The following is a 25,918-nucleotide window of genomic DNA, read 5'->3' as shown; positions in this document are numbered from 1 at the left end:
ATGAACTATGAAAAAAGAACGCGAATTTGTATGGGAATACAAGGGTAAACTGATCCATCTGTATGAACGGGAAATCTACTATATCCACTTGGAACAGAGGGTGATCTATGTACATACGAAGACGCAGGTCTATCCGATCGGAAACCGGATCAATGATGAGGAGGAGCATTTAAAGGGGATGCCGGTCATCCGGCCGCATTATTCTTATCTGGTCCATCTGCGGTACGTGCAGGTGGTTGGGCAGGATGAGCTGATCATGCGCAACGGCGCCCGGGTGCCTGTCAGTAAGACCCGGAGAAAGCAGGTGCGGGATACGGTGAGGAGTTATTTTGACCAGAAAAACTGCAAGAAGCTGGGATAAAATTGCAGAGAGAAAGTCATTTTTGGAAGTTTTATTGTGGCTGGACAAAACCTGTGCTAGAGTATGTCTGTCACAATTCGACAGTGTTCTCGCTGTCTGCCATCCATATCTGCAGGGAATCTTACCTGATGGCGGTAAGATTCTTACTGCCTCAAAGGCAGGACATGAAAAAAAGTAGAAGAAATACAGGGAAATGCTTTGGAAATGAATTGACAGTCCCAATAGAATATGCTATGATAAATCGGTATGAATTAACGCCGAAACCCAGTCGTCCGGATACTCCAACCGATGACCTGGTTTGCGGTAAGACTAAAAATAAAGGAGGAAATCATTATGATTTCAAAGGAAAAGAAAGCAGCAATCATCGCCGAGTACGGCAGAAAAGCTGGAGATACCGGTTCACCGGAGGTTCAGATCGCGATCCTGACTGCAAGAATTGCAGAGCTGACCGAGCATTTAAAGGAGAACCAGAAGGATCATCATTCCAGACGTGGTTTGCTGAAGATGGTAGGACAGAGACGTGGTCTCTTAGACTACTTAAAGAAAACCGACCTGGAAGGCTATCGTGCGCTGATTGAAAAGTTAGGCATCAGAAAGTAATGAGGACGTTAGGGTGGAGAGGTTTTCTCCACCCTATTTTGCTTTCCGGATGGTTGTAGAAAAACGCGATATTTTGTCAGAAGACGCACCCCGAAGCCGCTGCTGTACCCGTAACCCGGAGACAGAGTGAGGATCACAGGTTGCAGGCAGAGCAGTAGTTTCGGAGTCTTCTGCTGAATATAAATTATTTTTTAAAGGAGACAAAAAGCATGTACAAAAGTTTTAGTATGGAGCTTGCAGGCAAAACCCTGACCGTAGATATCGGCAGAGTGGCAAAGCAGGCAAACGGCGCGGCATTCATGCATTATGGTGATACCACCGTATTATCAACGGCTACCGCATCAGACAAACCGAGGGAGGGTATCGATTTCTTCCCGCTGAGCGTGGAGTTTGAGGAGAAGTTATACGCAGTCGGGAAGATCCCGGGCGGATTTAATAAGAGAGAGGGCAAGGCTTCTGAGAATGCAGTCCTGACCTCCCGCGTGATCGACCGTCCCATGAGACCGCTGTTCCCGAAGGATTACCGCAATGATGTGACCCTGAACAATCTGGTCATGAGCGTTGATCCGGAGTGCCGTCCGGAGATCGTGGCTATGCTGGGTTCTGCGATCGCGACCAGCATCTCCGATATCCCGTTTGACGGTCCGTGCGCTATGACGCAGGTGGGCATGATCGATGGGGAGCTTATTATCAACCCGTCTCAGATCCAGTGGAAGAACGGCGATCTGACCCTGACGGTTGCATCTACCAAAGAGAAAGTTATCATGATCGAGGCCGGAGCCAATGAGATTCCGGAGGCGACCATGATCGAGGCGATCTATAAGGCTCATGCAGTGAACCAGGAGATCATCCGGTTTATCGACGGAATCGTGGCAGAGTGCGGCAAAGAGAAGCACACCTACGAGAGCTGTGCGATCCCGGAGGAGCTGTTCGCCGCAATCCGTGAGATCGTAACTCCGGAGGAGATGGAGGTTGCAGTATTTACTGACGACAAGCAGACCCGCGAGGGGAATATCCGCTTGATCACTGAGAAGCTGGAAGCAGCTTTTGCAGATAAAGAAGACTGGATGGCTGTTCTTGGCGAAGCGATTTACCAGTATCAGAAAAAGACTGTCCGCAAGATGATCTTAAAAGATCACAAGAGACCGGATGGCCGTGAGCTTTCCCAGATCCGTCCGCTGGCGGCAGAGATCGACTTAATCCCGAGAGTGCATGGTTCCGCCATGTTTACCCGTGGACAGACCCAGATCTGCAATATCTGTACCCTGGCTCCGCTGTCTGAGCAGCAGAAGCTGGACGGCCTTGATGAGAATGAAGTTGCAAAGAGATATATGCATCATTACAACTTCCCGTCCTATTCGGTTGGCGAGACCAAACCGTCCAGAGGACCGGGAAGACGTGAGATCGGTCACGGCGCTCTGGCTGAGCGCGCCCTGATTCCGGTGCTTCCTTCCGAGGAGGAATTCCCGTACGCAATCCGTACGGTATCCGAGACCTTTGAGTCTAACGGTTCCACCTCCATGGCGTCCACCTGTTCCTCCTGCATGTCCCTGATGGCGGCAGGCGTTCCGATCAAGAAGATGGTTGCAGGTATTTCCTGTGGCCTGGTGACCGGCGATGCGGATGAAGATTTCGTCCTTTTGACCGATATCCAGGGCCTGGAAGATTTCTTCGGCGATATGGATTTCAAGGTGACTGGTACGGAAGACGGAATCACTGCGATCCAGATGGACATCAAGATCCATGGGCTGACCAGAGCGATCGTAGAAGGTGCCATCGCAAGATGCCGCGAAGCGCGGATGTTCATTATGGACACCTGTATGAAGCCGGCTATCTCTGAGCCGAGAAAAGAAGTGGGCAAATACGCTCCGAAGATTGACTCCATCAGCATCGATCCTCAGAAGATCGGCGATGTTGTCGGCAAACAGGGCAGCACCATCAACAAGATCATCGAAGAGACCGGCGTGAAGATTGATATTTCCGAGGAAGGCAATGTATCGATCTGCGGCACCGACAAGGAGATGATCGAGAAGGCCAAGAGCATTGTGAAGAGCATCGTGACCGACATCGAGCCGGGCCAGGTCATCACCGGCAAGGTTGTGCGGATCATGCCGTTCGGAGCATTTGTAGAGCTGAAACCGAAAAAAGATGGAATGATCCATATCTCCAGACTTTCCGACAAGCGTGTGGAGAAGGTCGAGGATGTGGTGAACATCGGCGACATGGTGACGGTGAAGGTGCTGGATGTAGACAAGATGGGCAAAATCAGCCTGAGCATGAAACCGGGAGACCTTGCAAAAAAGGACAATGACAAAAAAGAGCATGAAGATTAAAAAAATAGTTACAGGAATGCTGGCTGCCGTTATGGTAGCCAGTAGTTCCTTTATGGCATTTGCAGAGACAGAGACCGTGGTGACAGGACTTGCGCCCGGTGAAGAAAATATTGGCCAGGCTGTAGTGGAAAACCAGACGGAGACGGCAGTTCCTGCCCAGGCGGAGAGTACGCAGGCCAGCACGACGGTGACGGCGGGAGCATCTCAGCCAGAGGGCGGCGGAAGCAGTTCGACGGTGACGGCGGGTTCCTCTCAGCCAGAGGGCAGTGGAAGCAGCACGACCGTGACATCGGGTTCGTCCAATAGCGGCAGTACAACGGTTACTTCAGGCGCCCCGGCGGGACCTGCTCCTGGAAGCAGCACCGTTGTGGCAGGCTCCGGTACAGTGACGGCGGGACTGGGTTCCCCAGTCATCGGACCGGGCGGTATGGCAGGAGGTCCGGGTATGGTGGTTGTGCCGGAAGTAAGCAAAGGTGTTGACGGTTTTGCAGGCACAGTCCAGAATCCGGTTGTATCAGTTGCAGAGAAATACTCCTATGATCAGATGAGCCGTGACATCAGAAATCTGCAGTCCCGTTACAGCAGCCTGATGAAGACGAACGTGATCGGTACAACCTTTGACGGAAGGAGTATCTATGAGATCGTGGTGGGCAACCCCAACGCGCCGAAGCATGTGCTGATCCACGCAGGAATCCATGCAAGGGAGTATATGACGCCGCTTTTGGTGATGAAACAGCTCGAATACGGCCTGGCATTTTATTCCAGCGGAAGCTATGAGGGACGCCCTCTGTCTGATATGTTCAATCAGGTGGCTATCCACTATGTTCCCATGGTGAATCCGGACGGTATCAGCCTGAGCCAGTTTGGAATCAGCGCGATCCGTTCTGAACAGCTCAGGCAGACGATCAACCAGTGCTACGCAAGCGACCAGTCCCTTGGCAGGACCAGCGCCGCATTTGACCGCTATCTGGATTACTGGAAGGCGAACGGGCGCGGTGTAGATCTGAATCAGAATTTTCCGGCAAACTGGGAGCAGGTGACATCGGCTCCGGCTCCGTCCTATGCAACCTACCGCGGGACCAGCGCTCTTTCGGAGCCTGAGAGCCAGGCGCTTGCCAATCTGATCAGTTCCCGCAGCTGGGCGGCGACTATCAGCTATCACAGCATGGGAAATATTATTTACTGGGATTATCCGGGCAACAAAGTGACTGACCAGTCCAGAGATCTGGCGAATATGGTTTCTGGGAAGACCGGATACCGGCTGGCGGGAAGCAGCGGTCATGGTGGATTTAAGGACTGGGTGCAGATTAACGATAGTCCAGTGCCAAGCCTGACTTTGGAGGTGGGAAGCGTTTCCTGCCCGATGCCGGTTTCGGAGTTTACGGATGTTTGGAACCGCAACAATGAAGTGTGGGCGGTGGTTATGAAGTTTGCTTTGGAGCATTAATGGGGCGGCCGCAGGGGGGACGGCCGGGAATGGGCGCCGGGGCCTGGGATGCGGGCCGGGACTGCTGGATTGTCGTCGGCGGGAAGCTCTAAGCTCCTGACAGCAAAAAAGCGGGGTACCAGGGACAGTCGAACCGAATTCTTGATGAATTCGCTTCTCCGGTCCCTTCGCAGTTTGATGTTGTGCATCAAACTGCGCCCCCGCTTTTTTTGCTGCCAGAAGCTAAGTGCTTCCAGGCCTCCGCAATATGCAGTCCCTGCCCGCATCCCAGGCCCCGGCGCCCATTCCCGGCCTGTTTCCTGGCGGCCGCTGGGGAGGAAAACCTTAAAACCTTAAAACCTTAAAACCTTAAAACCTTAAAACCTTAAAACCTTAAAACCTTAAAACCTTAAAACCTTAAAACCTTAAAACCTTAAAAACCTTAGAATTTTTTTGAGTTTTAAAGTTTTCTGAATCTTAAAAAGTTTAAAAATTCTTAACTGTTTTTTATCTTGAATCCTTGAAGTGTCTTTTATTTTTGTTTCTTAAGTGAAATTCCATTTTAACGTTTTGAAATCCTGTTTTTTGCGTCTGTTTTTTGTGCTGTGGTTTTGTTGAAGTGACAATTTGGGGTGGGGGAATTGGAAAAATTTACACAAATTAGCCTAAAATTTAACATTCTGTTAATTCTGGTTGAAATAAGAGTTGGCTGTATGTTATCATTAGCGTGTATGCGTTTTTTGCAGGATAAGGAAAATGAATAAAAGTACGAAGTGGGTATGAGGAGGAAGATATGTCAATTAATGACATTTCAAATGCATTTGGTTTTTTAGGCGGGCTGGGGATGTTTTTGTATGGTATGAACATCATGGCGGATGGTATGCAGAAGACGGCGGGGAGTAAGATGAGCAGTTTTCTGGGGATGCTGACCAATAACCGGCTGCTGGCTATTGCGCTGGGCGCGTTGATCACGGCGATCATTCAGAGCAGCGGCGCTACGACTGTTATGGTGGTCGGTTTTGTTAGTGCTGGTGTACTGAACCTGACTCAGGCGGTGGGAGTGATCATGGGTGCCAATATCGGTACTACCATCACGGCGTGGATCGTATCCATGAGCCAGCTGGGGGATGCGTTCGAGATCATGAAACCGGGCTTTTATGCTCCATGTATTATTGGGATCGGCGCACTTTTGCTGGTGTTTGCAAAGAGCCAGAAGAAAAAGACAGTGGGCGAGATCATGATCGGTCTGGGACTGCTGTTTATTGGGCTGGACTTTATGTCGGGATCTATTTCGCCTTATACGGATGCTCCGATCTTTGCAAAGGCGTTTGAGGTGCTGGGCGGCAATCCTCTGCTGGGGATGCTGATCGGTGCGCTGGTGACGGCGTTATTGCAGAGTTCTTCTGCATCTGTGGGTATTTTGCAGACCCTTGCCATGAATGGGATCGTTACGACTAATGCGGCTATTTATATTACTTTGGGACAGAATATCGGGTCTTGTGTGACGGCTATGCTCTCCAGTATGGGCGGGTCCCGCACGGCGAAGCGGGCAGCTGTGATGCATCTGACGTTTAATATTATTGGTGCTGTACTGTTTGGAACCCTTGGGTTTGTGTTGTTTGCGCTGCGTCCGGCCTTTGCCGCTTCTAATATCAGTGCGGTACAGATTTCCATATTCCATACGGTGTTTAACTTGAGTATGACTACGCTGCTGTTCCCGTTCGCAAACCAGCTGGTGAAGCTGTCCGGGCTGGTGGTCAAGGAGAAGCCGGAGACTGTACCGGTGGAGGACGAGGAGACTGCGGCTACGTTCAAACATCTGGATGAGCGTATTTTCGAGTCTCCGGCATTTGCGGTGGAGACTGCGGCTCTTGAAGTGGTCCATATGGGGCAGATCACCCTGGATAATGTAAAGCGTGCTTTGGATGCCATATTGACTGAAAATCTGGAAGAAGTGGAAACCGTGTATAAAACGGAGAAAACCATCGACAATATGGAGAAGATGCTGACAGAGTATCTGATCAAGGTGGATAATCTGTCCCTGACAGAAAAGCAGAAAAAGGTCGTCAACAACTTATTCTACAGCGTCAGCGATATCGAGCGCATCGGTGATCATGCGGAAAACCTGGCAGAGCAGGCGGAGTATATGGTGGAGCATCATCTGGACTTTTCTGAGACCGGTTTTGATGATTTGAAATCGATTGGCGCCAGCGTGATCAAATCATTCCAGTACGCCATCGATGCACGTCAGACCGGCAACATGGATTCGGTCCGCAAGGTGAGCCAGTATGAGGATGATGTGGACAGCCAGGAAGAGGAGCTGCGGGAGAAGCATATCGAGCGTTTATCCAACGGCGTGTGCAAGCCTTCTGCCGGTGTTGTGTTCCTGGATATCATCAGCAACCTGGAGAGAGTGTCTGATCATGCCTACAATCTGGCTGGTTATGTGAAAGATGAAATGTAATTTTTAAAGAGTTCGTAAAATAGGAAAAAACCTCTTGCTATTTTATGTATAATTAGGTAAAATAGAAGGTAGGTTGATTATAATTTAACAATCATTAAATTTTTAACAATGTAGGAGGAATGAATCATGGCAGTAAAAGTAGCAATCAATGGTTTTGGTCGTATCGGCCGTCTGGCTTTCAGACAGATGTTTGGAGCAGAGGGTTATGAGGTAGTAGCTATCAATGATTTAACCGATCCGAAGATGTTGGCTCACTTATTAAAATATGATACCGCTCAGGGCGGCTACTGCGGACGTTTGGGCGAGGGCCTGCACACTGTAGAGGCTGGCGAGGGTTCCATCACTGTAGACGGCAAAGAGATCAAGATCTACGCAGAGAAGAACGCAGCAGATCTTCCGTGGGCAGAGGTTGGCGTTGACGTAGTATTAGAGTGTACCGGTTTCTACTGCTCTAAGGACAAGTCTCAGGCTCATATCGATGCAGGCGCTAAGAAGGTTGTTATCTCCGCACCGGCTGGCAACGATCTGCCGACTATCGTATTCAGCGTAAATGAGAACGTTCTGACCAAGGATGACACCATCATTTCCGCAGCTTCCTGTACCACCAACTGCCTGGCTCCGATGGCTAAGGCTCTGAATGATTATGCTCCGATCCAGTCTGGTATCATGAGCACCATTCATGCATACACCGGCGACCAGATGATCCTGGATGGCCCGCACAGAAAAGGCGATCTGCGCAGAGCAAGAGCTGGCGCAGCTAACATCGTTCCGAACTCCACCGGCGCAGCAAAAGCAATCGGCCTGGTTATTCCGGAGCTGAACGGCAAGCTGATCGGTTCTGCACAGCGTGTTCCGGTACCGACCGGTTCCACCACCATCTTAACCGCAGTGGTTAAGGGCGCTGACGTGACCAAAGAGGGCATCAACGCAGCTATGAAGGCAGCAGCTTCTGCATCCTTCGGCTACAATGAGGATCCGATCGTTTCTTCTGACGTTATCGGCATGAAGTTCGGTTCCCTGTTCGATGCAACCCAGACCATGGTTTCCAAGATTGGCGATGATTTATATCAGGTACAGGTTGTTTCCTGGTATGACAATGAGAATTCTTACACCAGCCAGATGGTTCGCACCATTAAGTACTTCGCTGAGCTGTAAGTATTGAACACTTGGCGAACCCGAGCCGTCAGGCGAAAGGTGAGGTTAGTGTGAAAGCTGTTCCCGAGACTTGGCGAGGTTCTTTCGAGCCTTAGTCGGGTGGAACATCATTATCATCATACAGTTAAGACTCAATAAGGGTCCGGTCTAAAAAGGACCGGACCTTTTTCTGATGTAAAAGAATATTGTATACAAGAAAGGGGCAACACTATGTTGAACAAAAAAACTGTTGACGATTTAAAAGATTTACAGGGCAAGAGAGTCCTGGTACGCTGCGATTTCAACGTTCCGTTAAAAGAGGGCGTTATCCAGAACTATAACCGTATCGACGGCGCGATCCCGACGATCAAGAAGCTTCTTGACCAGGGCGCCCGTGTGATCCTGTGTTCCCATTTGGGCAAGCCGAAGGGTGAGCCGCTTCCGGAGATGAGCCTGGCGCCGGTTGCTCCGGCACTGTCTGAGAGATTGGGCGTTACCGTAAAGTTTGCTGATGATCCGAAGGTTACCGGCCCGGAGACCCAGAAGATGGCTGAGGAGTTGAAGGACGGCGAGGTGCTGCTGCTCCAGAATACCCGTTACCGCGGCGAAGAGACCAAGTACGGCAAGGACCCGGCTGCTGAGGATTATGCAAAAGAGCTGGCATCCCTGTGCGACGGCATCTTTGTAAACGATGCATTCGGTACCGCTCACAGAGCTCACTGCTCCAACGTCGGCGTTGCAAAATGCTGCAAGGAGAACGTGGTTGGCTATCTGATGGAGAAAGAGATCAAGTTCTTAGGCGAAGCTGTTGAGAACCCGGTTCGCCCGTTTGTGGCAATCCTGGGCGGTGCGAAAGTATCCGACAAGATCAACGTGATCAACAACCTGCTCGATAAGGTAGATACCCTGATCATCGGCGGCGGTATGGCATATACCTTCGCAAAGGCACAGGGTCAGGAGATCGGTAATTCCCTGTGCGAGGCGGACAAGTTAGACTATGCTCTGGAGATGATCCAGAAAGCAAAAGACAAAGGCGTGAACCTGCTCCTGCCGGTTGACCATGTAGAGGGCAAAGAGTTCTCCAACGATACTGAGCGCAAGGTGGTGGAGACCATCGATGCAGGCTGGTCAGGCTTTGATATCGGACCGAAGACCATCGAGCTGTACAAGAAGGCTTTAGAAGGCGCCAAGACCGTAGTTTGGAATGGGCCGATGGGCGTATTTGAGTTCTCCAACTTCGCAGAGGGTACTCTGGAGATCTGCCGTGCAGTAGCTGAGCTTCAGGATGCAACCACCGTGATCGGCGGCGGCGATTCTGTAAATGCAGTTAAGAGACTGGGCTTTGCAGACAAGATGACCCATATTTCCACCGGCGGCGGTGCTTCCTTAGAGTTCTTAGAGGGCAAGGAGCTTCCGGGCGTAGCAGCAGCAGATGCGCGCTGACGCATTGAACATTGATCTTCAATACAATCAAAAGGGAGAATAAACAATATGTCCAGAAAGAAAATCATTGCAGGCAACTGGAAGATGAACATGACGCCGTCCGAGGCAGTTGGCCTGGTTGAGACTTTAAAACCGCTGGTTGCAAACGACGAGGTTGACGTGGTGTTCTGTGTGCCGGCTATCGACATTATTCCGGCAATGGAGGCTGCAAAGGGAACCAATATCAACATTGGTGCAGAAAATATGTACTATGAGGAGAAGGGTGCCTATACCGGCGAGATCTCTCCGGCTATGCTTGTGGATGCAGGCGTTAAATATGTGATCATTGGACATTCTGAGCGCAGAGAGTACTTTGCAGAGACCGATGAGACCGTAAATAAGAAAGTCCTGAAGGCATTTGAGCACGGCTTGACCCCGATCATCTGCTGCGGCGAGAGCCTGACCCAGAGAGAGCAGGGGATCACGATCGACTGGATCCGTCAGCAGATCAAGATCGCTTTCCTGAATGTGACTGCAGATCAGGCCAAGACTGCTGTGATCGCTTATGAGCCGATCTGGGCGATCGGAACAGGCAAGGTAGCGACCACAGAGCAGGCACAGGAAGTATGTGCAGCGATCCGTGTGTGCATCGGCGAGATTTATGATGAAGCCACTGCAGCAGCTGTCCGCATCCAGTACGGCGGTTCTGTATCTGCATCCAGCGCACCGGAGCTGTTTGCTCAGGCAGACATCGACGGCGGCCTGGTTGGCGGAGCTTCCTTAAAACCGGATTTTGGTGCAATCGTAAATTATAACAAATAATTTATGTACATGGATTAAGATTTGTAGTAAAATGGATTGGGACAGGAGCTGTTAGCTTTCTGTCCCATTTTTGATGTGAAAAAACGGCGGCTGATATCATAAAGCGTTGTCGATATGGACAGGAGAGAGTCATGGACAGGAGAAAGCACAGGGAAGAAAAATCCCGGATGGATAAACGCACCCTCCTCACCAATATAGGTGTCACAGTAGCGATCATGGGAATTTCTACCCTGGTGGCACAGGCATTTTTCCATTACAGCAGGAACTCTACCACGGTGGCTATTATCTATGTGCTGGCAGTGATGATGGTGGCGCGCTATACGGTGGGATATATACCGGGGATCGTGGCGGCTGTGTTTGGTGTTATCTTTGTGAATTATGTGTTTACTTATCCCTATATGAATCTGAATTTTACCATAGACGGATATCCGGTAACTTTTGTGGGAATGATGCTGGTGTCTGGCATTACCAGCACAATGACTACCAAGTTTAAGAAACAGAGCCAGATGCTAAATGAACGGGAAAAGCTGTTGATGGAAGCGGAAAAGGAGACCATGCGCGCCAATCTGCTGCGCGCAGTATCCCATGATCTTCGGACTCCTCTGACCAGTATCATCGGTCTCGCCAATACATATCTGGATAATGAGTCGAAACTGAGCCGGGAGAAAAAGGCCGAGATGGTAGACAGCATCCGTGAGGATGCTAACTGGCTGCTCAATATGGTGGAAAATCTGCTTTCGGTAACGCGGATCCGAGTAGGGGATGCGCGGGTAAGCACCAGCCCGGAGCCTTTGGAGGAAGTGGTTTCAGAGGCGGTGCAGCGGCTCCGCAGACGTTTGCCGAAGGCGCGGGTAGAAGTGCATGTTCCAGATGAATTCCTGATGGTGCCGATGGACGCTATGTTGATCGAGCAGGTTATCATCAATCTGTTGGAGAATGCAGTTTACCATTCGGGAGTAGAGGATGCGGTCGAGCTGTATGTGGAAAAAGAAGAGGGATTTGTGGAATTCCATATACGGGATTATGGAAAGGGGATAGATCCTCAGCGCCTGGATACAATATTCGACGGCTGTGGTATGGAGCGCAACGCCAGTGGGGATTCTCACAAGGGCATGGGTATTGGACTGACGATCTGCAAGACCATTATCACAGCACACCACGGGACGATCGAGGCAGCCAACCGGGAGCGGGGAGCGGAATTTGTTTTTACATTACCATTGGGAGAGGGAAAAGAAGATGATGAATAAACAGACGATTTTGATTGTTGAGGATGAGAAGAATATTGGTAATTATATCGAGACGATTGTGATTTCAAATGGTTATAAGGCGGTCCGGGCGCTGAATGGTATGTCCGGTCTGTCCCTGTGCACATCCCATCACCCGGATATGATCCTGCTGGACCTGGGACTGCCGGATGTGGACGGTATGGAGGTGCTCCGAGCGTATCCGCGGCTTTTCCAGTGTACCTGTGATTGTGATCTCAGCCAGGACCCAGGAGAAGGAAAAGGTGGAGGCGCTGGACAAGGGGGCGGATGACTATATTACCAAGCCCTTTGGCTCAGACGAGCTTCTTGCGCGTATCCGTACGGCTCTGCGGCACAGCGCGCAGACAGGCAATATGCAGTCAGCCAAACCTGTATACTCCCGGGATGGACTGGTGATCGATTTTGACAAGCGCCTTGTGACTTTGGAGGGGCAGGACATTCATCTGACCCAGATCGAGTATAAGCTGGTGTCTCTGCTTGCCCGGAATGCAGGAAAGGTGCTTACGTATGATTTTATCCTAAAAGATATCTGGGGGCCGTATGCAGATACGGACAATCAGATCCTGAGGGTGAATATGGCAAATATCCGGCGGAAACTGGAAAAGAATCCAGCGGAGCCGCACTATATCTTTACGGAGATCGGAGTGGGATACCGGATGAAGGAATAATAAAAAGGTGTCTTCGCCTGCACAAAATGTGGGCGGGACACCTTTTCTGATACATGAACGTCAATTCTGGATAAGAGAGCGGAAAAATAAAACAGTACCAACAGTTTAATATCCGCAGTTGATGACTTTCCAATCGTCAGATTTGGAATTGCGGGCAATACTGATAAACCGGAAAGGGTTGCCGTCCCTGCGGTCCTTCACGGTCAGTACCTTGTAGATGATAATGTTGCCCAGGGAATATTCCCCTTCCAGACCTGCATTGCCATACAGGGTGGTATCGGCGGTGACAGGATAGATCTGGTCCACACCTTCAAACATAGGGGCATCTTCTATAAAATACTGTTGTGCCAGGGCTTCTGTCTGCAGGACTTCTTCTTCAGTAAGCGCGTCCAGATAGGAGATGTCGCCGGCATCGGTCTCTGCTACAGCAGCAGAGGGAAACATCTCGCCTGCAAATTCGGAAGGTACCATGGACAGGGCATCACGTCCTGACTCCGGCAGTGAATAGTAAAAATCCAGCCATTTTAAGGTGTCTTCCGACACATCGCTCTTCTTTTTGTAAATTCCATGATATTCCACTGTGTCGTCGGCAAGGAACAGAATATAGGAGCCGTCAAGGTGTACCGCGGCAGCTCCATCGGCAAGGCTGATGTAGGAACTGCCCTGGCAGTCAAAGTTGGCCTGTCCATTTTCTGCCGGGCGTTCTGTGGGGGGAACAAGTACTTCTATCGTCCCGTCTTCTGTCCCGCAGGTGACGACCGCTGTTCTTCCGGTAGAAGTCATGCAGGTGTCTCTCATATAGATCATCTGGGGCAGGACGTCCTTTTCCTGCTGCGAGGCTTCGGACGCTGAACTGCTGCTGTTTGCCGGTGCAGCCGCAGCTACGGCGGGGGCCTGGGAAAGGGAAACGCTTTCTGCAGTAGTACCATGGGGATCATTTATATTGGGGCCGGCGCAGCCGGAAAAGGATAGTATCCCTGCGGCGAGCACAAGCAGAAAATAAGCTTTTTGCATAGTAAAAACCTCCATTTTGAGTATTATATCAAGCCTTGTACAGGAATGCTTTAAGATATTTTTAATTTTGCTTTATTTATTAAAGAAGATTAAAGAAGATAACCGTGGCCATGCTTGACTGAGATGGGGAAATGAGCTATAGTAATCCTGGTATACGATATTTGCGGCGATAAACAAATGAAAAATGTGGTGAGGTTACATATATGGAGCGTACGGAAATTGCCAGACAGAATCAGATAACAGAAGGGGTTATCTGGCAGCAGATCCTGTTGTTTTTCTTCCCGATCCTGTTCGGGACTTTTTTTCAGCAGCTTTATAATGCGGCGGATGCCATGATCGTGGGCAGGTTTGTGGGCAAGGAAGCACTCTCGGCGGTAGGCGGTTCCACGGGTATGCTGACTCAGATGGTGGTGGGTTTTTTTGTGGGCCTTTCTTCCGGCGCATCGGTGATCATTTCCCAGTACTATGGGGCGAAGCGGCCGGAGATGGTCGGGTATGCGGTGCATACGGCAGTAGCGTTTTCCATCCTGTCAGGAGCTGTCATCATGGTGCTGGGGATCTGGCTGGCGCCTGCGATGCTGGAAGCCATGGGCACGCCGGAGGATGTACTGGATATGTCGGTGCTCTATATCCGCGTTTATTTTGCAGGTATCATAGGAAATCTGATCTATAATACTGGTGCAGCGATCTTAAGGGCTGTGGGGGATTCCAGAAGGCCTCTCTATTTCCTGATGGCCAGCTGTCTGGTGAATATTGCTCTGGACGTGATCCTGGTGGTGGTTTTCAAGCTGGAGGTTCTGGGGGCGGCACTGGCTACGATCCTGTCACAGGTACTGAGCGCAGTGCTGGTGGTGGTCTGCCTGATGCGTACTAAGGACATGTATCGCCTGGAATGGCCGCAGGTCAGACTGGATGAGCGGATGCTGAAGCGGATCATCCGGATTGGTTTCCCGGCAGGACTGCAGTCGGTCATGTATGGGGCGTCCAATGTGATCATTCAGACGGGGATCAACTCCCTTGGGACCAATACAGTGGCTGCATGGACGGCATACAGTAAGATCGATGCGGTATTCTGGATGATGGTGAGTTCCTTTGGCATCGCAGTCACGACCTTTGTGGGCCAGAATTATGGGGCTGGTAAGCATGAACGGGTGCGCAGCGGAGTGCGGGTCTGCATGGCCATGTCCGTGATCGCTTCTGTGGGAATGTCAGTTCTGATCTATAACTGGGGCGTCTACGGCTATGAGCTGTTTACGACGGATGCAGATGTGATCCAGATCGGGATTGCCATGATGCGTTATTTGTCTCCGGTTTATGTGACCTATGTAGCGATTGAGATCCTTTCCGGCGCGCTGCGGGGCGTGGGAGACTGCTGGATCCCCATGATGCTGTGCTGTTTCGGAGTCTGCGCGCTGCGTGTGATATGGATCCTGTGTGTGGTGCCGCTTTCCAGAAATATTTTCACTATCATGTTCAGCTATCCGCTGACCTGGGTGACTACAACGGTGCTGTTTGCGGTGTATTATCTGTTTTTCAGCAAGCTGAAGATCAGGAAGAAGCAGGCAGTCTGATGGAGGTCCGGCGCGGCAGGCCGTTTTGCGGCATACGGATATTTGATTGCAGCGGTATTTTGGGGAGGAAATATGGATTTTTATAAACGGGTTGAGGTTGTTTGCGGGGGAATTCCGCGAGGAAATGTATCTTCTTACGGGCAGATTGCTCTTCTCTGCGGGATGCCGGGGAATGCTCGGCAGGTCGGATATGCTTTGAACCGCGGGTTGGCAGGAAAGGAGGCGCCCGCACACCGGGTAGTCAATTCCAAAGGCTATTTGACCGGTGCGCAGTCTTTTGACGGGCCGGATACCCAGAGGAGGCTGTTGGAAGCAGAGGGCATATATCCTGACCGGGACAACCGGGTGGATATGAAGACATATGGATGGAAGAATACTCTGGAGGAGGCGCTGTGGTTCCGGGAATACTTTAAGGAACAGGGCATTTAAACAGCAGAGTATTTCAATAGGATTCTGGAGACAGGAGGAGAATGCAGATGAATCAGATCAAAGAGATCAAAACGGTGGCCCTGATCGGCCTGGGGGCTATTGGCAGTTATCTTTCCAGCTGCCTGCAACCGGTACTGGGGGATGGGCTGCGGGTGATCGCGGGGGGCGAGCGGAAGGCGCGCCTGGAGCGGGACGGCGTTGTGATCAATGGGAAGCCATACCATTTCCACATTGTTTCCCCGGAAGAACGGACCGGGTATGCTGATCTGGCGGTCATCATTACGAAAATGACCGGGCTTTCCCAGGCACTTGAGGATATCAAAAACCAGATTGGGCCGGATACCATATTGATGTCGCCTTTAAATGGGATCGAGAGCGAGGAACGGGTGGCGGCTGTCTATGGCTGGGACAGGCTTCTTTATTCGCTGGTGAGGCTCAGCGTAGTGATGGACGGCAACCAGGTTTCATTCAATCCGGCAACGGCTTGTGTGGAATTTGGGGAGAGGCGTAATGAGGAGCTGTCCGCAAATGTGCTGGCGGTTAAGAAACTGTTCGAGCAGGCCGGGATCCGGCCGGTCATTCAGAAGGATATGGAGAAAGCCATCTGGATGAAATACGTCTGCAATGTCAGTGAGAATCAGGTGGCGGCAGTCCTGGGGATACCGTTTGGAGCCTGGGGAGCCAGTGAGCATGCCAATGCGCTGCGGGTGATGGTGGCGAAAGAGGTAATTGATATAGCACGGAAGAAGGGCATTGATATTGATGAGGATTATGCGGTAAAGCATCTGGATCATTTAAAGAAGGTGCCGTTTGACAATAAGCCGTCTACCCTGCAGGATATCGAGCATGGGAGAAAGACCGAGGTGGAGATGTTCGGCGGGACTGTGGTCCGCCTGGGGAAAGAGGTTGGAGTGGCGACGCCGCTTAATGAATTTTTGTATCATGCCATTCGGGTTTTGGAGGAGAGGTACGGGCGGTGAGAGGTACGGCCAGTAAGGGGCACGCGGGAATTGGGATGCGGGCCGGTGATGCTGTTTGCCGTCGGCGGGAAACGCTAAGACCCTGACACCGGAAAATCCGGGGGAGCGGGGACAGTCGAACCGAATTCTTGATGAATTCGCTTCTCCGGTCCCCTCGTATCCTGATGTTGTGCATCAGGATACGCCCCCGGATTTTCTGGCGCCAGGGTCTAAGTGTTTCCAGGCCTCCGCAAGATGCATCCCCAGCCCGCATCCCAATTCCCGCGTGCCCCTTACCGGCCTGTGCTCTGGCTCCGCTGGGGTGGCTTGTGGCTGATGGGATGGGGCTGCGTAGAGGGGAGCGGGGGGCTCATCGAGGATATGGATTGATGATAGCGGGTGGTTTTTTATTGTGGTTGAATTTCAGCACAGCAGATGGGAGACGGAGCTTCTGGAAGAGATCATGCCGGTCATTGATGAGCCTGAAGCGTTTGAACGGTTTATAAGGCTTAAGATTGCGAGGCAAAGGGAATTCTGGCGGTCTAAGGCGAGTATGAAGAAGATGAGAACAGAGGCAGAGTTTTGATAAGCGCTGCTGTGCTGGCTGAATATCTGGGGCAGGGCCTGGTTATCCGGCGCAGCGCAGCGGCGTTTTTATGGTTTATTACATGGAACGTTGCAGCAGCCTTTTGAAGATCAGCAGCAGAAGGCTGAAAACAGCTGCGACGGCAAAGAGCACCTTCATGGCGGTCAGGCTTATGAAGCCGCTGATGATCACACCGAGATACAATGCGAGAAACATGCTGTATCCGGCATAAGCCCAGCACCGCAGGCCCAGCATCCGGTTCCGCTCGTCCGTCTCGTAGATTTCACGGGCTTTTTTTAAACCGGGATTTTTAAGGTAGCGGTTATTTTTCAGTGCAGTGATGATCCCTGCGGCGAGAAGTCCGAATCCCAGGCCGGTATAAAAGTCAGGGACATAATCCTGCCATCCCGGTTCCAGGAAAAGTACGGGGAGATGTTTGACGGCAAATGGAAGCAGGAGTGTAACTGCGCCTAAAACTGCAATAAGGACGCCCAGGGCAATCCGGTTACGGCAGCGCCTGTCAAAATCAATCGGTGTTTCTGTAAATAACTGGTTCAACCACATGTTCATTCCTCCTCAAATAAAAATATGTCTTCTATACTCAGGCCAAAGAACCGGGCGATCCGGTGGGCCAGCTGCAGAGATGCGTTGTACTTGCCGTTCTCCAGGGATATGATCGTCTGCCTGGTCACGCCGACTGCTTCGGCAAGCTCTTCCTGTGTGATCTTGCTGCTTTTTCTAAGTTCCTGTATTCTCGATTCCAAAGATGCAGGCTCCTTTCTTGAAAATGTAATGTTTGCTTTACAAAAATAGTATAGCGTGCTTTACATATAATGTCAAGTGAATTTTACATTTTGATTTTACTATTTTGTTTTATAATGTTTTTTAAATAGATCTGTGTTTTTGTAAGGAATCTTAATATTTACGCCACTATTATTTCCAGGCGGGACATTCTATAATAAAAGAAAACTGGTCCGGATTTCGAGGAGGTGTATTATCGTGATGGTTACAGGTTTTGTGACACTGGCGTTTAGTCTGGTTTTTAACATCGCCAAGCTGATTGCGCTTATCTTATTTATTGCGTGCTGTCTGAAATATTTGAGAAAGGATAAATGAGCGTGAGCAATTTTAAGTGCAGAAGAGGGTTTGGTCTGCTTCTTTTTGTATTCGTTTTTGCCATTGTGCTGAGGTTTGGCATGAGCGTGAGCCTGGCGAACAGTCCGGCTGCGGCCAGCTACCTTATGATTTCGCCTGAGAATGTTCCGGAAGAGGCTGTATATCTGGAGCTTCTGATCCCTATGTCTCAGGATGATCCTTATTACTGCAGCTTTAACCAGCCGGCGGCGGATGAGACTGGCCTGACAGAGGAAGCGCCGATTGTGCAGTATCGGGATGGGGAGGGGTACATCAGCTATTCTTTTCATATGGTAAATGCTGTTTCCAGGATGAAAATGCAGAAGGACGGTGATGGAAACGGAGTGGCTCACCCCCTTTCTTTTGGCAGCGGGGCTTATGCGGGAAGTGAGACGCATCTTCAATATATTCAGCGCAATTTCGGTACGATCAAGGCGGCTTTGGTAGATCGTGAGGGAAATGTCCTGTCTGTATCTGATGCGGCGTCTGTCAAACCTGGCAGGCATGCGTATCTGACAGGCGTAATTGACTATGATTGCGCTGCAGGCCGGTTATCTCCCGATATTTATAAAGGAGCCAGGCTGGGAAGCTTTGTGGTGCTTGTCTTATTTCTGTTGTTGGGTATGGTTTACCTGACCGTGAGGGCGGTACTTAACGCGGTGACGGAATCTGTGGTTGCCTTCTTTTTCCGGATTCGGCCGTGGCCGGTTGTATTTCTGGTGAATTTTATAAGTAATATTATTTTTAACCTGTTGTTGTTCGTTGGAACCTCTGTACTCCAGATCCCCTATCTGATTTTTGTGGCAGCCGGTGAAGCGGGGGTGGTTTATGTAGAATATCTGGTTTACCGCAGACGGCTTGTATCCTGTGGACAGCGCCGGATCCTGATCTTTACGATTACGGCGAATCTGACCAGCTTTTTGCTGGGGATCGGGCTCAATTATTTATTGCCGGGCATCGGTGTCCATTTGGGGAACTGGTTGATATAGACAAAATGTGATGATAGATGGGATAGAATAGATAGAAGGAGGGATAAGGGCCATGAGGAAGGTAGAATTTGTAAAAGTCAGTTCTGTATTGGTTGGGTATGGTTTGGGGAAGGGGAGTAAATACAGTTTCGAAGGGATTGAGGATATGATCAAAGATAAAATCGAGAGCGGTTGGGAATACACCGGGTATGTTCCGTTGGAAACAAGGGGGACGGGAGATATGGAAACCATATCGCTGATATTTCAAAAAGAGGAATAGCTGAGCGAAGGAGGGTCCTGGTATGTATAAACGTTTGAATCAATGGATCAATTTGCTGGCTGGCTGTTTGATCGGCGGATTTTTCGGATATGCCGGATTTACGTACTGGGACTATAAGACCCATCCAATGATCTACGAATGGCAGTCAGCTCCATGGTATACAGGGATACTTATGTATGGTGTGCTTTTGGCGGCGGCTTTGACGCTTTGTATTATTGGAAAGATCCTGATCCGGAAGCTGTTAAAATAGGTTTGGAGGTGACAATATTGAAGCGGTTTATACAGACTTTTTTCATGTGCTTTGTATTTATGGCAATGTTCTTTTTCTTTGGCGGGTTTCATTTGTTTTATTTCAGCCAACATCCATACCGTACTGCTGCGTCCATTGCATTTTTGATGGCTGTTCTGATCTGTGTCTGGATCAGTCAGGAAGAACGGGTGGATGAACTGGAAAGACGGATCAGGGAGCTGGAAGGAGCGCATTCAGAGCAGGACTCTGATCGATAAAACAGATGCGAGGTGTAAAAGATATGGCGGATAAACCGTTTGATATGAAAAAAGAAATCCTGGAGTGGATCAAGATCCTTGCAGCAGCGGCAGCGATCGCGCTCTTTACTAATTCCTGCCTGATCGCCAACAGCACAGTTCCTTCTGACTCCATGGAAAAGACGATCATGACCGGGGACAGGATCGTCGGCTCCAGGCTTTCTTACCGTTTTGGCCGTGAGCCGGAGCGGGGGGATATCGTGATCTTTGACCACAAGGCGGAACCGGGGAAGGATAAGACAAGGCTGGTCAAACGGGTCATCGGACTGCCGGGAGAGACTGTGGATATTCTTGGCAGCCGCATTTATATTGATGGGGCAAAGGAGCCGCTTGCAGAGCCGTATCTGCCGGAGGAGATGGACTCGGAGGATTATCACTTTGAGGTTCCGGAGGGCTGCTATCTGATGCTGGGGGATAACCGGAACCATTCTGCTGATGCGCGGGGGTGGGGAGATCCTTATGTGCCGAAGAAGGAGATCATCGCAAAAGTGGTTTTCCGCTATTATCCATCTGTTGGGAAGCTCCGGTAGGAGTATGCTGTGGGCGGGGGATATCCAGGTCAGCGGTCATGACGCCGCCCCGCACGCGGCGCTTCGTCGAATTCGGCCTTGTATGCGCGGAAGAAGGAGGAGTAGTTCTGGAAGCCGCAGCGGTAGCAGATATCCGTGAGCGGGATATCAGTGCCGAGCAGTTCGCGTGCGGACAGAAGCCGCTTATTCGTAATGTAACGGCTGAGGGTGTAGCCGGTTTCCTGCTTGAAAAGCCGCATCAGGTGGTAACGGCTGAAATGGAAACGGCACGCCAGAGAATCTATGGACAACGGCTCGGATAAATGGTCCCGTATGTAATCCATGACTTCCAGAATCCGGCTGTCAGATCCCGGGGTCTCCGGATAGTCCAGCTTCCTGCTTCCTGCGATCCGGTTGAGCTGGATCAAAAACTCCAGAAACAGGACCCGCTGGTACAGCGGATGGGCATAGCCCGTGTCGGCGACGGAGGCTTCCAGCCTTTCGATGGAATCCGTCAGGGAGCGCCGGGCAGACCGGTGCATTCTCAGGACATGGGTATGGTTCTCGCGGGCGGTCCGGAAGCAGTCGGATAAGTCATAGGCATCTGTCCGGTAGTCGGAGAGGAATCCGGGGGATAAGTAGATGACCATCCGTTCATAGGGCTCCTCTGGGCTGATGACAGGCCGATGGATCTCATTGCGGTTCACCAGCACGATATCCCAGGGCTGGAGCCTGTAGGATCGGCCTTCGATCAGGTAGGTCACATCCCCGGATAAAAACAGGATGATCTTATCGAAATCATGGTAGTGAAAGGAGATCTCCTGCACACCGGTATCCTTCAAATGGAACAGGCGGAAATCTTCCGTCAGATAACCTCGTTTATCATAATTGTCGGCGTCGCCGACCAGCGGACAGGTCTGTGGCATCTTTGGCAAGGCTGCTCCTTTCCGATCAGTTTCCTGATCTTTCTTTTCTGATTTTTTCGTTCGGCTCAAAAACCCATTTTTTCTATTATATAGCACAATCTGCAATAAATAAAGCACAAATCATGAATTAATTGCAGGAAAGTGATGGTTTAATAGAAGGTAACAGAAGGTTTTTGGAGAAAAACGGAGGAATTTCTTATGAATATCACACTTGAAAAATATCATGGACTGGGAAATGATTATCTCATCTACAATACACAGCACAATCCATTTCCCCTAACGGAGGAACGGGTGCGTTTGATCTGCAACCGGAATTTCGGCGTGGGAGCTGACGGGATCCTGGAGGGGCCGCTGTTTGATGAGAGCGGAGTGGACGTGAGGATCTGGAATCCGGACGGAAGCCGGTCCAAATCCAGCGGAAATGGAATCCGTATTTACGCGAAATACTTAAAGGACGCAGGATATGTGGGAAAGAAACATGCCATTATCCAGACTGAGGGTGGTCCGGTGGACGTGCAGTTCTTAAATGAGACGGGCGCCAGGCTGACTGTTTCCATGGGGAAGCTGTCCTTTTGGAGCGATGAGATTCCTGTGGCAGGAAAACGGCGTGAGGTTGTTGATGAGACCATGGTATTCCATGAGATCCCGTACAAGGCAACCTGCGTTTCCATTGGCAATCCCCATCTGGTGATCTTCTTAAATGAGATCTCCAAAAAGATCGTGTGCAGGATCGGGCGGTATTCGGAGAATGCGGAATATTTCCCGGAGCGGATCAATACGACCATTATGAATGTGATCGACCGGACCCATATCCAGATTGAGACCTATGAGCGGGGAGCGGGATATACCCTGGCATCCGGGACCAGCTGCTGTGCGGCGGCAGGCGTAGCTTACCGTATGGGGCTGACAGATCCCAAGACCTATGTGGAAATGCCGGGAGGCACTCTGGAGATCGAGATCAAAGAGGATAACAGCGTTCTGATGACCGGAGAGGTGCTGTATGTGGGCAGGATGACACTGGGAGAGGAGCTGAGCCAGCAGCTTCGGGCGTTAAAGTGATCGGGAGCAGGAATAGTGGACTGTGTAATTAATTTTGAAATGTGAAATGTGAAGGGCGTGGGTGATCTCATGCCCTTTTGTTATATGATTTTTTGTAAGAATAATAAAAATGGGCAGAACCTATTGACAATATAAGAATATGTGGTAATATAAACATATGAATAGTTGTTCATATGTTTTTGGCAGTCTTTAGAGTTTATTATAGAAAGAAATGGAGGAACTACATGACCCAGGAAGAAAAAGAGATGATTGAACAGGAAGTAAAGGAAGGCACTTGTGAGTTCATGCATGTGCATGAGGAGATTGTCCAAAAGGTAGAAGGGGTTATGCCAGGGGAGCAGGCTTTTGGATCTGTCGGAGTTTTTCCGGGTCTTTGGTGATTCGACCAGGATCAAGATCCTGTATGCGCTCAGCCAGTCGGAGCTGTGTGTGTGCGATATTGCGACTTTGCTCCAGATGGGCCAGTCGGCAATCTCTCATCAGCTCAGGATATTAAAGCAGATGCGTCTGGTATCCTTCCGGCGGGAAGGCAAGACTGTGTTTTACAGCCTGGCAGATGCCCATATCCAGACAATCCTGGCACAGGGTATGGAACATATCAGTGAATGATGCTGAGGAAAAAGAAACGGATAAGAATACCGGGAAAAACAAATTATATCAATGAAAAAGGAGAGTAAAGGAATGAAAAAAATAATCAAGCTGGAAGGATTGTGCTGTGCCAACTGTGCTGCAAAGATTGAAGAGGGCGTAAAGAAACTAAGCGGTGTGAAGGATGCTTCTCTGAGCTTTATGACCCAGCGTCTTACCATGGAAGTGGAGGACGGCAGAGAGGACGAGATGGTTGAGGCAGCAAGGGTACTGGCAGATAAGATTGAGCCGGAAGCAGAGTTCAAGGTGCTGCGGTAACATCATCATAAATAAGATCACGGCTGATAAAGCCGTGATAAGTAAAACCATAATTAGGAGGTAATATGACAAAGAAGCAGAAAAAGATGGTACTTCGGCTGGCGGCCAGTGCTGTATTCTTTATTCTCGCCATTTTGTTGGAGCATAGCGGTGGTCCGGCATGGATTCCATTTATTATCGCATATCTGCTTGCCGGATATGACATTCCGCTCAGAGCCGCCCGTAATATCACAAAGGGACAGGTGTTTGATGAGAATTTTCTGATGACGGTAGCTACGATCGGTGCGATCGTGGTTGGGTCTTTAGAGGAAGCGGTTGCGGTCATGCTGTTTTACCAGGTGGGCGAACTGTTCAGCGATTATGCGGTAAACAAATCCCGCAAATCCATCACGGACTTAATGGATATCAACCCGGAATATGCCAATCTCCTTGAAAACGGACAGGAGCGGCAGGTAGATCCGTATGAGGTGGCGGTAGGTGATACGATCATTATCCGTCCCGGAGAGAAAGTGCCGCTTGACGGTGTGGTCACCAGGGGAAGCACCAGCCTGGACACCAAAGCGCTGACCGGGGAATCCATGCCGGTAGAGGTGGAGGCCGGGGAAAAGGTTGTCAGCGGCTCCATTAACATCAACGGTGTGATCGAGGTGCAGACCACAAAATTATTTGATGATTCTACCGTAGCGAAGATCCTGGAGCTGGTGGAGAATGCAAGCTCCAGAAAGGCGAAGGCGGAGACCTTTATCACCCGGTTTGCCAGAGTGTATACTCCTATTGTGGTAGTTTTAGCGCTGCTCCTGGCACTGGTGCCGCCGCTGTTTTTGGGCGGGGCGTGGAGCACCTGGGTATACCGTGCATGCAGTTTTCTGGTGGTATCCTGTCCATGTGCTCTTGTGATCTCGGTACCTTTGAGCTTTTTCGGAGGTTTGGGCGCTGCGTCGAAGAATGGTATCCTGATGAAGGGAAGCAACTATCTGGAGGCAGTGGGCAGCCTGGACACGGTGGTATTTGATAAGACGGGAACTCTGACCACCGGGAAATTCCAGGTGACGGAGGTTTCTCCGGTGCATGGCAGCAGGACGGAGCTTTTGGAGCTGGCAGCGTTGGGAGAGTACCATTCCAATCATCCGATCGCGTTCTCTGTAAAAGAGGCATACGGAAAAGAGATCGACACCGGGCGGATCGGTCAGGTGGAGGAGCTTTCCGGTCGGGGAATTCATGCGCAGATTCAGGTGGATGGAGTTTGGAAGGATCTTTATATCGGCAACCAGAAGCTGATGGACCAGCAGCAGGTGGTCATCGACACTCCGGCAGAGGTATTGGGAACGACACTCTATCTTGCGGAGGGGACCGAGTATCTGGGGGCGATCGTGATCGCTGATACGGTCCGCGCGGATGTGCCGGAGGCCCTTCTTGGGCTTAAAGAACAGGGCGTGCACAATCTGGTTATGCTGACTGGCGACAAGGAAGAAGTAGGCAAAAAGGTAGCTGCAAAGATCGGTATCACCCAGGTGTTCGGAAATCTTCTGCCGGGTGATAAAGTGGCAAAGGTGGAGGAACTGCTCTCGAAAAAGACGATTGGAAAGACTCTGGCATTTGTGGGCGACGGCATCAATGATGCGCCGGTGCTGGCGAGGGCCGATGTGGGAATCGCCATGGGCGGGATTGGTTCTGACGCGGCGGTCGAGGCGGCGGATGTGGTGATCATGGATGATGAACCGTCCAAGATCGTGGATGCGATCCAGATTGCAAGGAAGACCATGAAGATCGTGCGGCAGAATATTGTGTTTGCGATTGGGGTGAAGATCCTGGTATTGATCCTGGTTGCGCTGGGCTTCGCGTCCATGTGGGCGGCGGTGTTCGGAGATGTGGGCGTGTCGGTGCTGGCGATCCTGAATGCGATCCGGGCGTTGTCCTATAAAAAATGAGGTGGAAAGCGGGGGGTTTTAGTGGCGGAAGTACGGCCGGGAAGGGGCAGCGGGAACTGGGCGGTGAGCCGGGATTGCTGTTTGTCGTCGGCGGGAAGCGCTAAGGCCCTGACAACAGAAAAAGCGGGGGTGCAAGGGACAGTCGAGCCGGATTCTTGATGAATCCGCCTCTCCGGTCCCTTCGCAGTTTGACGTGGTGCGTCAAACTGCGCCCCCGCTTTTTCTGCTGCCAGGACCTAAGCGCTTCCAGGCCTCCGCAATATGCAATCCCATCTCACCGCCCAGTTCCCGCTGCCCCTTCCCGGCCTGTGTACTGGCTGCCGCTGGGAAAAAACTGCGCCGCTTTGGGGGATGGAAAAGGGCTGGCTGGGGGATGGGGGATGGTGGTGGGGGGAGGTTAATTACAACTTATAATGTACCCATAAGTGTGGACACATTGGAAAGTGGGGGACCCTCTTTTTAGACAGACCGCCTTGTCAGCCCCTTAAATATGAACAGCCCCCTGCATTCCCGTCCCCTTATAATGCACACACTCTGCTGGTGTACCCGGTTTATTGGACTGCACCCCGGAACTTTAGCCTGGCCCCCGTTTTCTTTTGGCATATTCA

At 50.7% G+C, this 25,918-nt stretch carries 25 protein-coding genes and 2 pseudogenes; 23 read left to right on the top strand and 4 right to left on the bottom strand.

The features are described 5' to 3' along the window. The first annotated feature begins 7 nt into the window (after positions 1-7). From AB1I67_RS18755 to AB1I67_RS18710, 10 genes and pseudogenes are all read left to right on the top strand, one after another. Positions 8-361, top strand: a complete 354-nt coding sequence (locus AB1I67_RS18755; protein ID WP_367031608.1) for a LytTR family DNA-binding domain-containing protein — start codon at positions 8-10, stop codon at positions 359-361. Between the two features lie 333 nt (positions 362-694). Next, complete coding sequence (gene rpsO, locus AB1I67_RS18750) at positions 695-961, top strand: 30S ribosomal protein S15 (protein WP_367031607.1); 267 nt, start codon at positions 695-697, stop codon at positions 959-961. Positions 962-1,170: 209 nt separating this feature from the next. Next, the gene (locus tag AB1I67_RS18745) at positions 1,171-3,294 is read left to right on the top strand and encodes a polyribonucleotide nucleotidyltransferase (protein ID WP_367031606.1); all 2,124 of its coding nucleotides are present in this window, start codon (positions 1,171-1,173) and stop codon (positions 3,292-3,294) included. Next, positions 3,284-4,741, top strand: coding sequence for a M14 family zinc carboxypeptidase (locus AB1I67_RS18740; protein ID WP_367031605.1), 1,458 nt, complete (start codon positions 3,284-3,286; stop codon positions 4,739-4,741). Before AB1I67_RS18745 ends, AB1I67_RS18740 begins: the two co-directional genes overlap by 11 nt. Before the next feature lie 772 nt (positions 4,742-5,513). Then, on the top strand, positions 5,514-7,184 hold the full coding sequence (locus AB1I67_RS18735; protein ID WP_367031604.1) for a Na/Pi cotransporter family protein: 1,671 nt from the start codon (positions 5,514-5,516) through the stop codon (positions 7,182-7,184). Positions 7,185-7,310: 126 nt separating this feature from the next. Continuing rightward, positions 7,311-8,339, top strand: coding sequence for a type I glyceraldehyde-3-phosphate dehydrogenase (gap, locus tag AB1I67_RS18730; protein ID WP_367031602.1), 1,029 nt, complete (start codon positions 7,311-7,313; stop codon positions 8,337-8,339). 210 nt (positions 8,340-8,549) lie between these two features. Beyond that, positions 8,550-9,761: a phosphoglycerate kinase gene (locus tag AB1I67_RS18725; RefSeq protein WP_367031600.1), complete on the top strand. Its 1,212-nt coding sequence runs from the start codon at positions 8,550-8,552 to the stop codon at positions 9,759-9,761. A gap of 48 nt (positions 9,762-9,809) precedes the next feature. Continuing rightward, the gene (tpiA, locus tag AB1I67_RS18720) at positions 9,810-10,562 is read left to right on the top strand and encodes a triose-phosphate isomerase (RefSeq protein ID WP_367031598.1); all 753 of its coding nucleotides are present in this window, start codon (positions 9,810-9,812) and stop codon (positions 10,560-10,562) included. A gap of 131 nt (positions 10,563-10,693) precedes the next feature. Then, a complete protein-coding gene (locus tag AB1I67_RS18715; RefSeq protein ID WP_367031596.1) occupies positions 10,694-11,809 on the top strand; it encodes a DUF4118 domain-containing protein in 1,116 nt (371 codons plus the stop codon). Continuing rightward, a pseudogene (locus AB1I67_RS18710) lies at positions 11,799-12,495 on the top strand (response regulator transcription factor). Before AB1I67_RS18715 ends, AB1I67_RS18710 begins: the two are co-directional and overlap by 11 nt. A gap of 105 nt (positions 12,496-12,600) precedes the next feature. Here the strand turns inward: AB1I67_RS18710 and AB1I67_RS18705 are convergent. Then, positions 12,601-13,509 (bottom strand): hypothetical protein, encoded by a 909-nt coding sequence (locus tag AB1I67_RS18705; RefSeq protein ID WP_367031595.1) that lies wholly within the window; start codon positions 13,507-13,509, stop codon positions 12,601-12,603. 203 nt (positions 13,510-13,712) lie between these two features. Between AB1I67_RS18705 and AB1I67_RS18700 the strand changes: the two genes are divergently transcribed. The 4 genes from AB1I67_RS18700 (at position 13,713) to AB1I67_RS18685 (ending at position 17,054) form a co-directional block, all read left to right on the top strand. Continuing rightward, on the top strand, positions 13,713-15,080 hold the full coding sequence (locus AB1I67_RS18700; RefSeq protein WP_367031593.1) for an MATE family efflux transporter: 1,368 nt from the start codon (positions 13,713-13,715) through the stop codon (positions 15,078-15,080). 72 nt (positions 15,081-15,152) lie between these two features. Continuing rightward, entirely contained in the window at positions 15,153-15,509 is a 357-nt protein-coding gene (locus tag AB1I67_RS18695; protein WP_367031592.1) for an MGMT family protein, read from the top strand. 47 nt (positions 15,510-15,556) lie between these two features. After that, complete coding sequence (locus AB1I67_RS18690) at positions 15,557-16,489, top strand: ketopantoate reductase family protein (protein WP_367031591.1); 933 nt, start codon at positions 15,557-15,559, stop codon at positions 16,487-16,489. Positions 16,490-16,880: 391 nt separating this feature from the next. Further along, entirely contained in the window at positions 16,881-17,054 is a 174-nt protein-coding gene (locus AB1I67_RS18685) for a hypothetical protein (RefSeq protein WP_367031590.1), read from the top strand. A 78-nt stretch (positions 17,055-17,132) separates the two neighbouring features. Here the strand turns inward: AB1I67_RS18685 and AB1I67_RS18680 are convergent, their stop codons facing one another. After that, the gene (locus AB1I67_RS18680; protein ID WP_367031589.1) at positions 17,133-17,618 is read right to left on the bottom strand and encodes a hypothetical protein; all 486 of its coding nucleotides are present in this window, start codon (positions 17,616-17,618) and stop codon (positions 17,133-17,135) included. 2 nt (positions 17,619-17,620) lie between these two features. Continuing rightward, positions 17,621-17,818 carry a helix-turn-helix transcriptional regulator gene (locus AB1I67_RS18675; protein ID WP_367031588.1) on the bottom strand — a complete coding sequence of 66 codons (198 nt, stop codon included), beginning with the start codon at positions 17,816-17,818 and terminating at the stop codon, positions 17,621-17,623. A 354-nt stretch (positions 17,819-18,172) separates the two neighbouring features. Here AB1I67_RS18675 and AB1I67_RS18670 point away from each other — a divergent pair, with 354 nt between their 5' ends. From AB1I67_RS18670 to lepB, 5 genes are read left to right on the top strand one after another with little or no spacing between them, the layout of a single operon-like run. Then, positions 18,173-19,177 carry a hypothetical protein gene (locus tag AB1I67_RS18670; RefSeq protein WP_367031586.1) on the top strand — a complete coding sequence of 335 codons (1,005 nt, stop codon included), beginning with the start codon at positions 18,173-18,175 and terminating at the stop codon, positions 19,175-19,177. 52 nt (positions 19,178-19,229) lie between these two features. Continuing rightward, complete coding sequence (locus AB1I67_RS18665) at positions 19,230-19,436, top strand: DUF4177 domain-containing protein (protein ID WP_367031585.1); 207 nt, start codon at positions 19,230-19,232, stop codon at positions 19,434-19,436. Between the two features lie 22 nt (positions 19,437-19,458). Further along, complete coding sequence (locus AB1I67_RS18660) at positions 19,459-19,686, top strand: hypothetical protein (RefSeq protein ID WP_367031583.1); 228 nt, start codon at positions 19,459-19,461, stop codon at positions 19,684-19,686. A 17-nt stretch (positions 19,687-19,703) separates the two neighbouring features. Further along, entirely contained in the window at positions 19,704-19,943 is a 240-nt protein-coding gene (locus AB1I67_RS18655) for a hypothetical protein (protein ID WP_367031581.1), read from the top strand. 23 nt (positions 19,944-19,966) lie between these two features. Next, positions 19,967-20,512, top strand: coding sequence for a signal peptidase I (lepB, locus tag AB1I67_RS18650; RefSeq protein WP_367031580.1), 546 nt, complete (start codon positions 19,967-19,969; stop codon positions 20,510-20,512). Between the two features lie 29 nt (positions 20,513-20,541). Here the strand turns inward: lepB and AB1I67_RS18645 are convergent, their stop codons facing one another. After that, a complete protein-coding gene (locus AB1I67_RS18645) occupies positions 20,542-21,417 on the bottom strand; it encodes an AraC family transcriptional regulator (protein WP_367031578.1) in 876 nt (291 codons plus the stop codon). A gap of 198 nt (positions 21,418-21,615) precedes the next feature. Here AB1I67_RS18645 and dapF point away from each other — a divergent pair, with 198 nt between their 5' ends. From dapF to AB1I67_RS18625, 4 genes and pseudogenes are all read left to right on the top strand, one after another. Further along, positions 21,616-22,476 (top strand): diaminopimelate epimerase, encoded by an 861-nt coding sequence (dapF, locus tag AB1I67_RS18640; protein ID WP_367031576.1) that lies wholly within the window; start codon positions 21,616-21,618, stop codon positions 22,474-22,476. Positions 22,477-22,721: 245 nt separating this feature from the next. Then, positions 22,722-23,085, top strand: a pseudogene (locus AB1I67_RS18635) (metalloregulator ArsR/SmtB family transcription factor). Positions 23,086-23,157: 72 nt separating this feature from the next. After that, entirely contained in the window at positions 23,158-23,382 is a 225-nt protein-coding gene (locus AB1I67_RS18630; RefSeq protein ID WP_367031574.1) for a cation transporter, read from the top strand. Positions 23,383-23,447: 65 nt separating this feature from the next. Further along, positions 23,448-25,310, top strand: coding sequence for a heavy metal translocating P-type ATPase (locus AB1I67_RS18625; protein ID WP_367031573.1), 1,863 nt, complete (start codon positions 23,448-23,450; stop codon positions 25,308-25,310). The last annotated feature ends 608 nt before the right edge of the window (positions 25,311-25,918 follow it).

The organism is Clostridium sp. AN503 (genome assembly GCF_040719375.1).
Lineage (GTDB): Bacteria > Bacillota > Clostridia > Lachnospirales > Lachnospiraceae > Brotaphodocola.
This window is presented reverse-complemented; position numbering and strand designations above follow the sequence as displayed.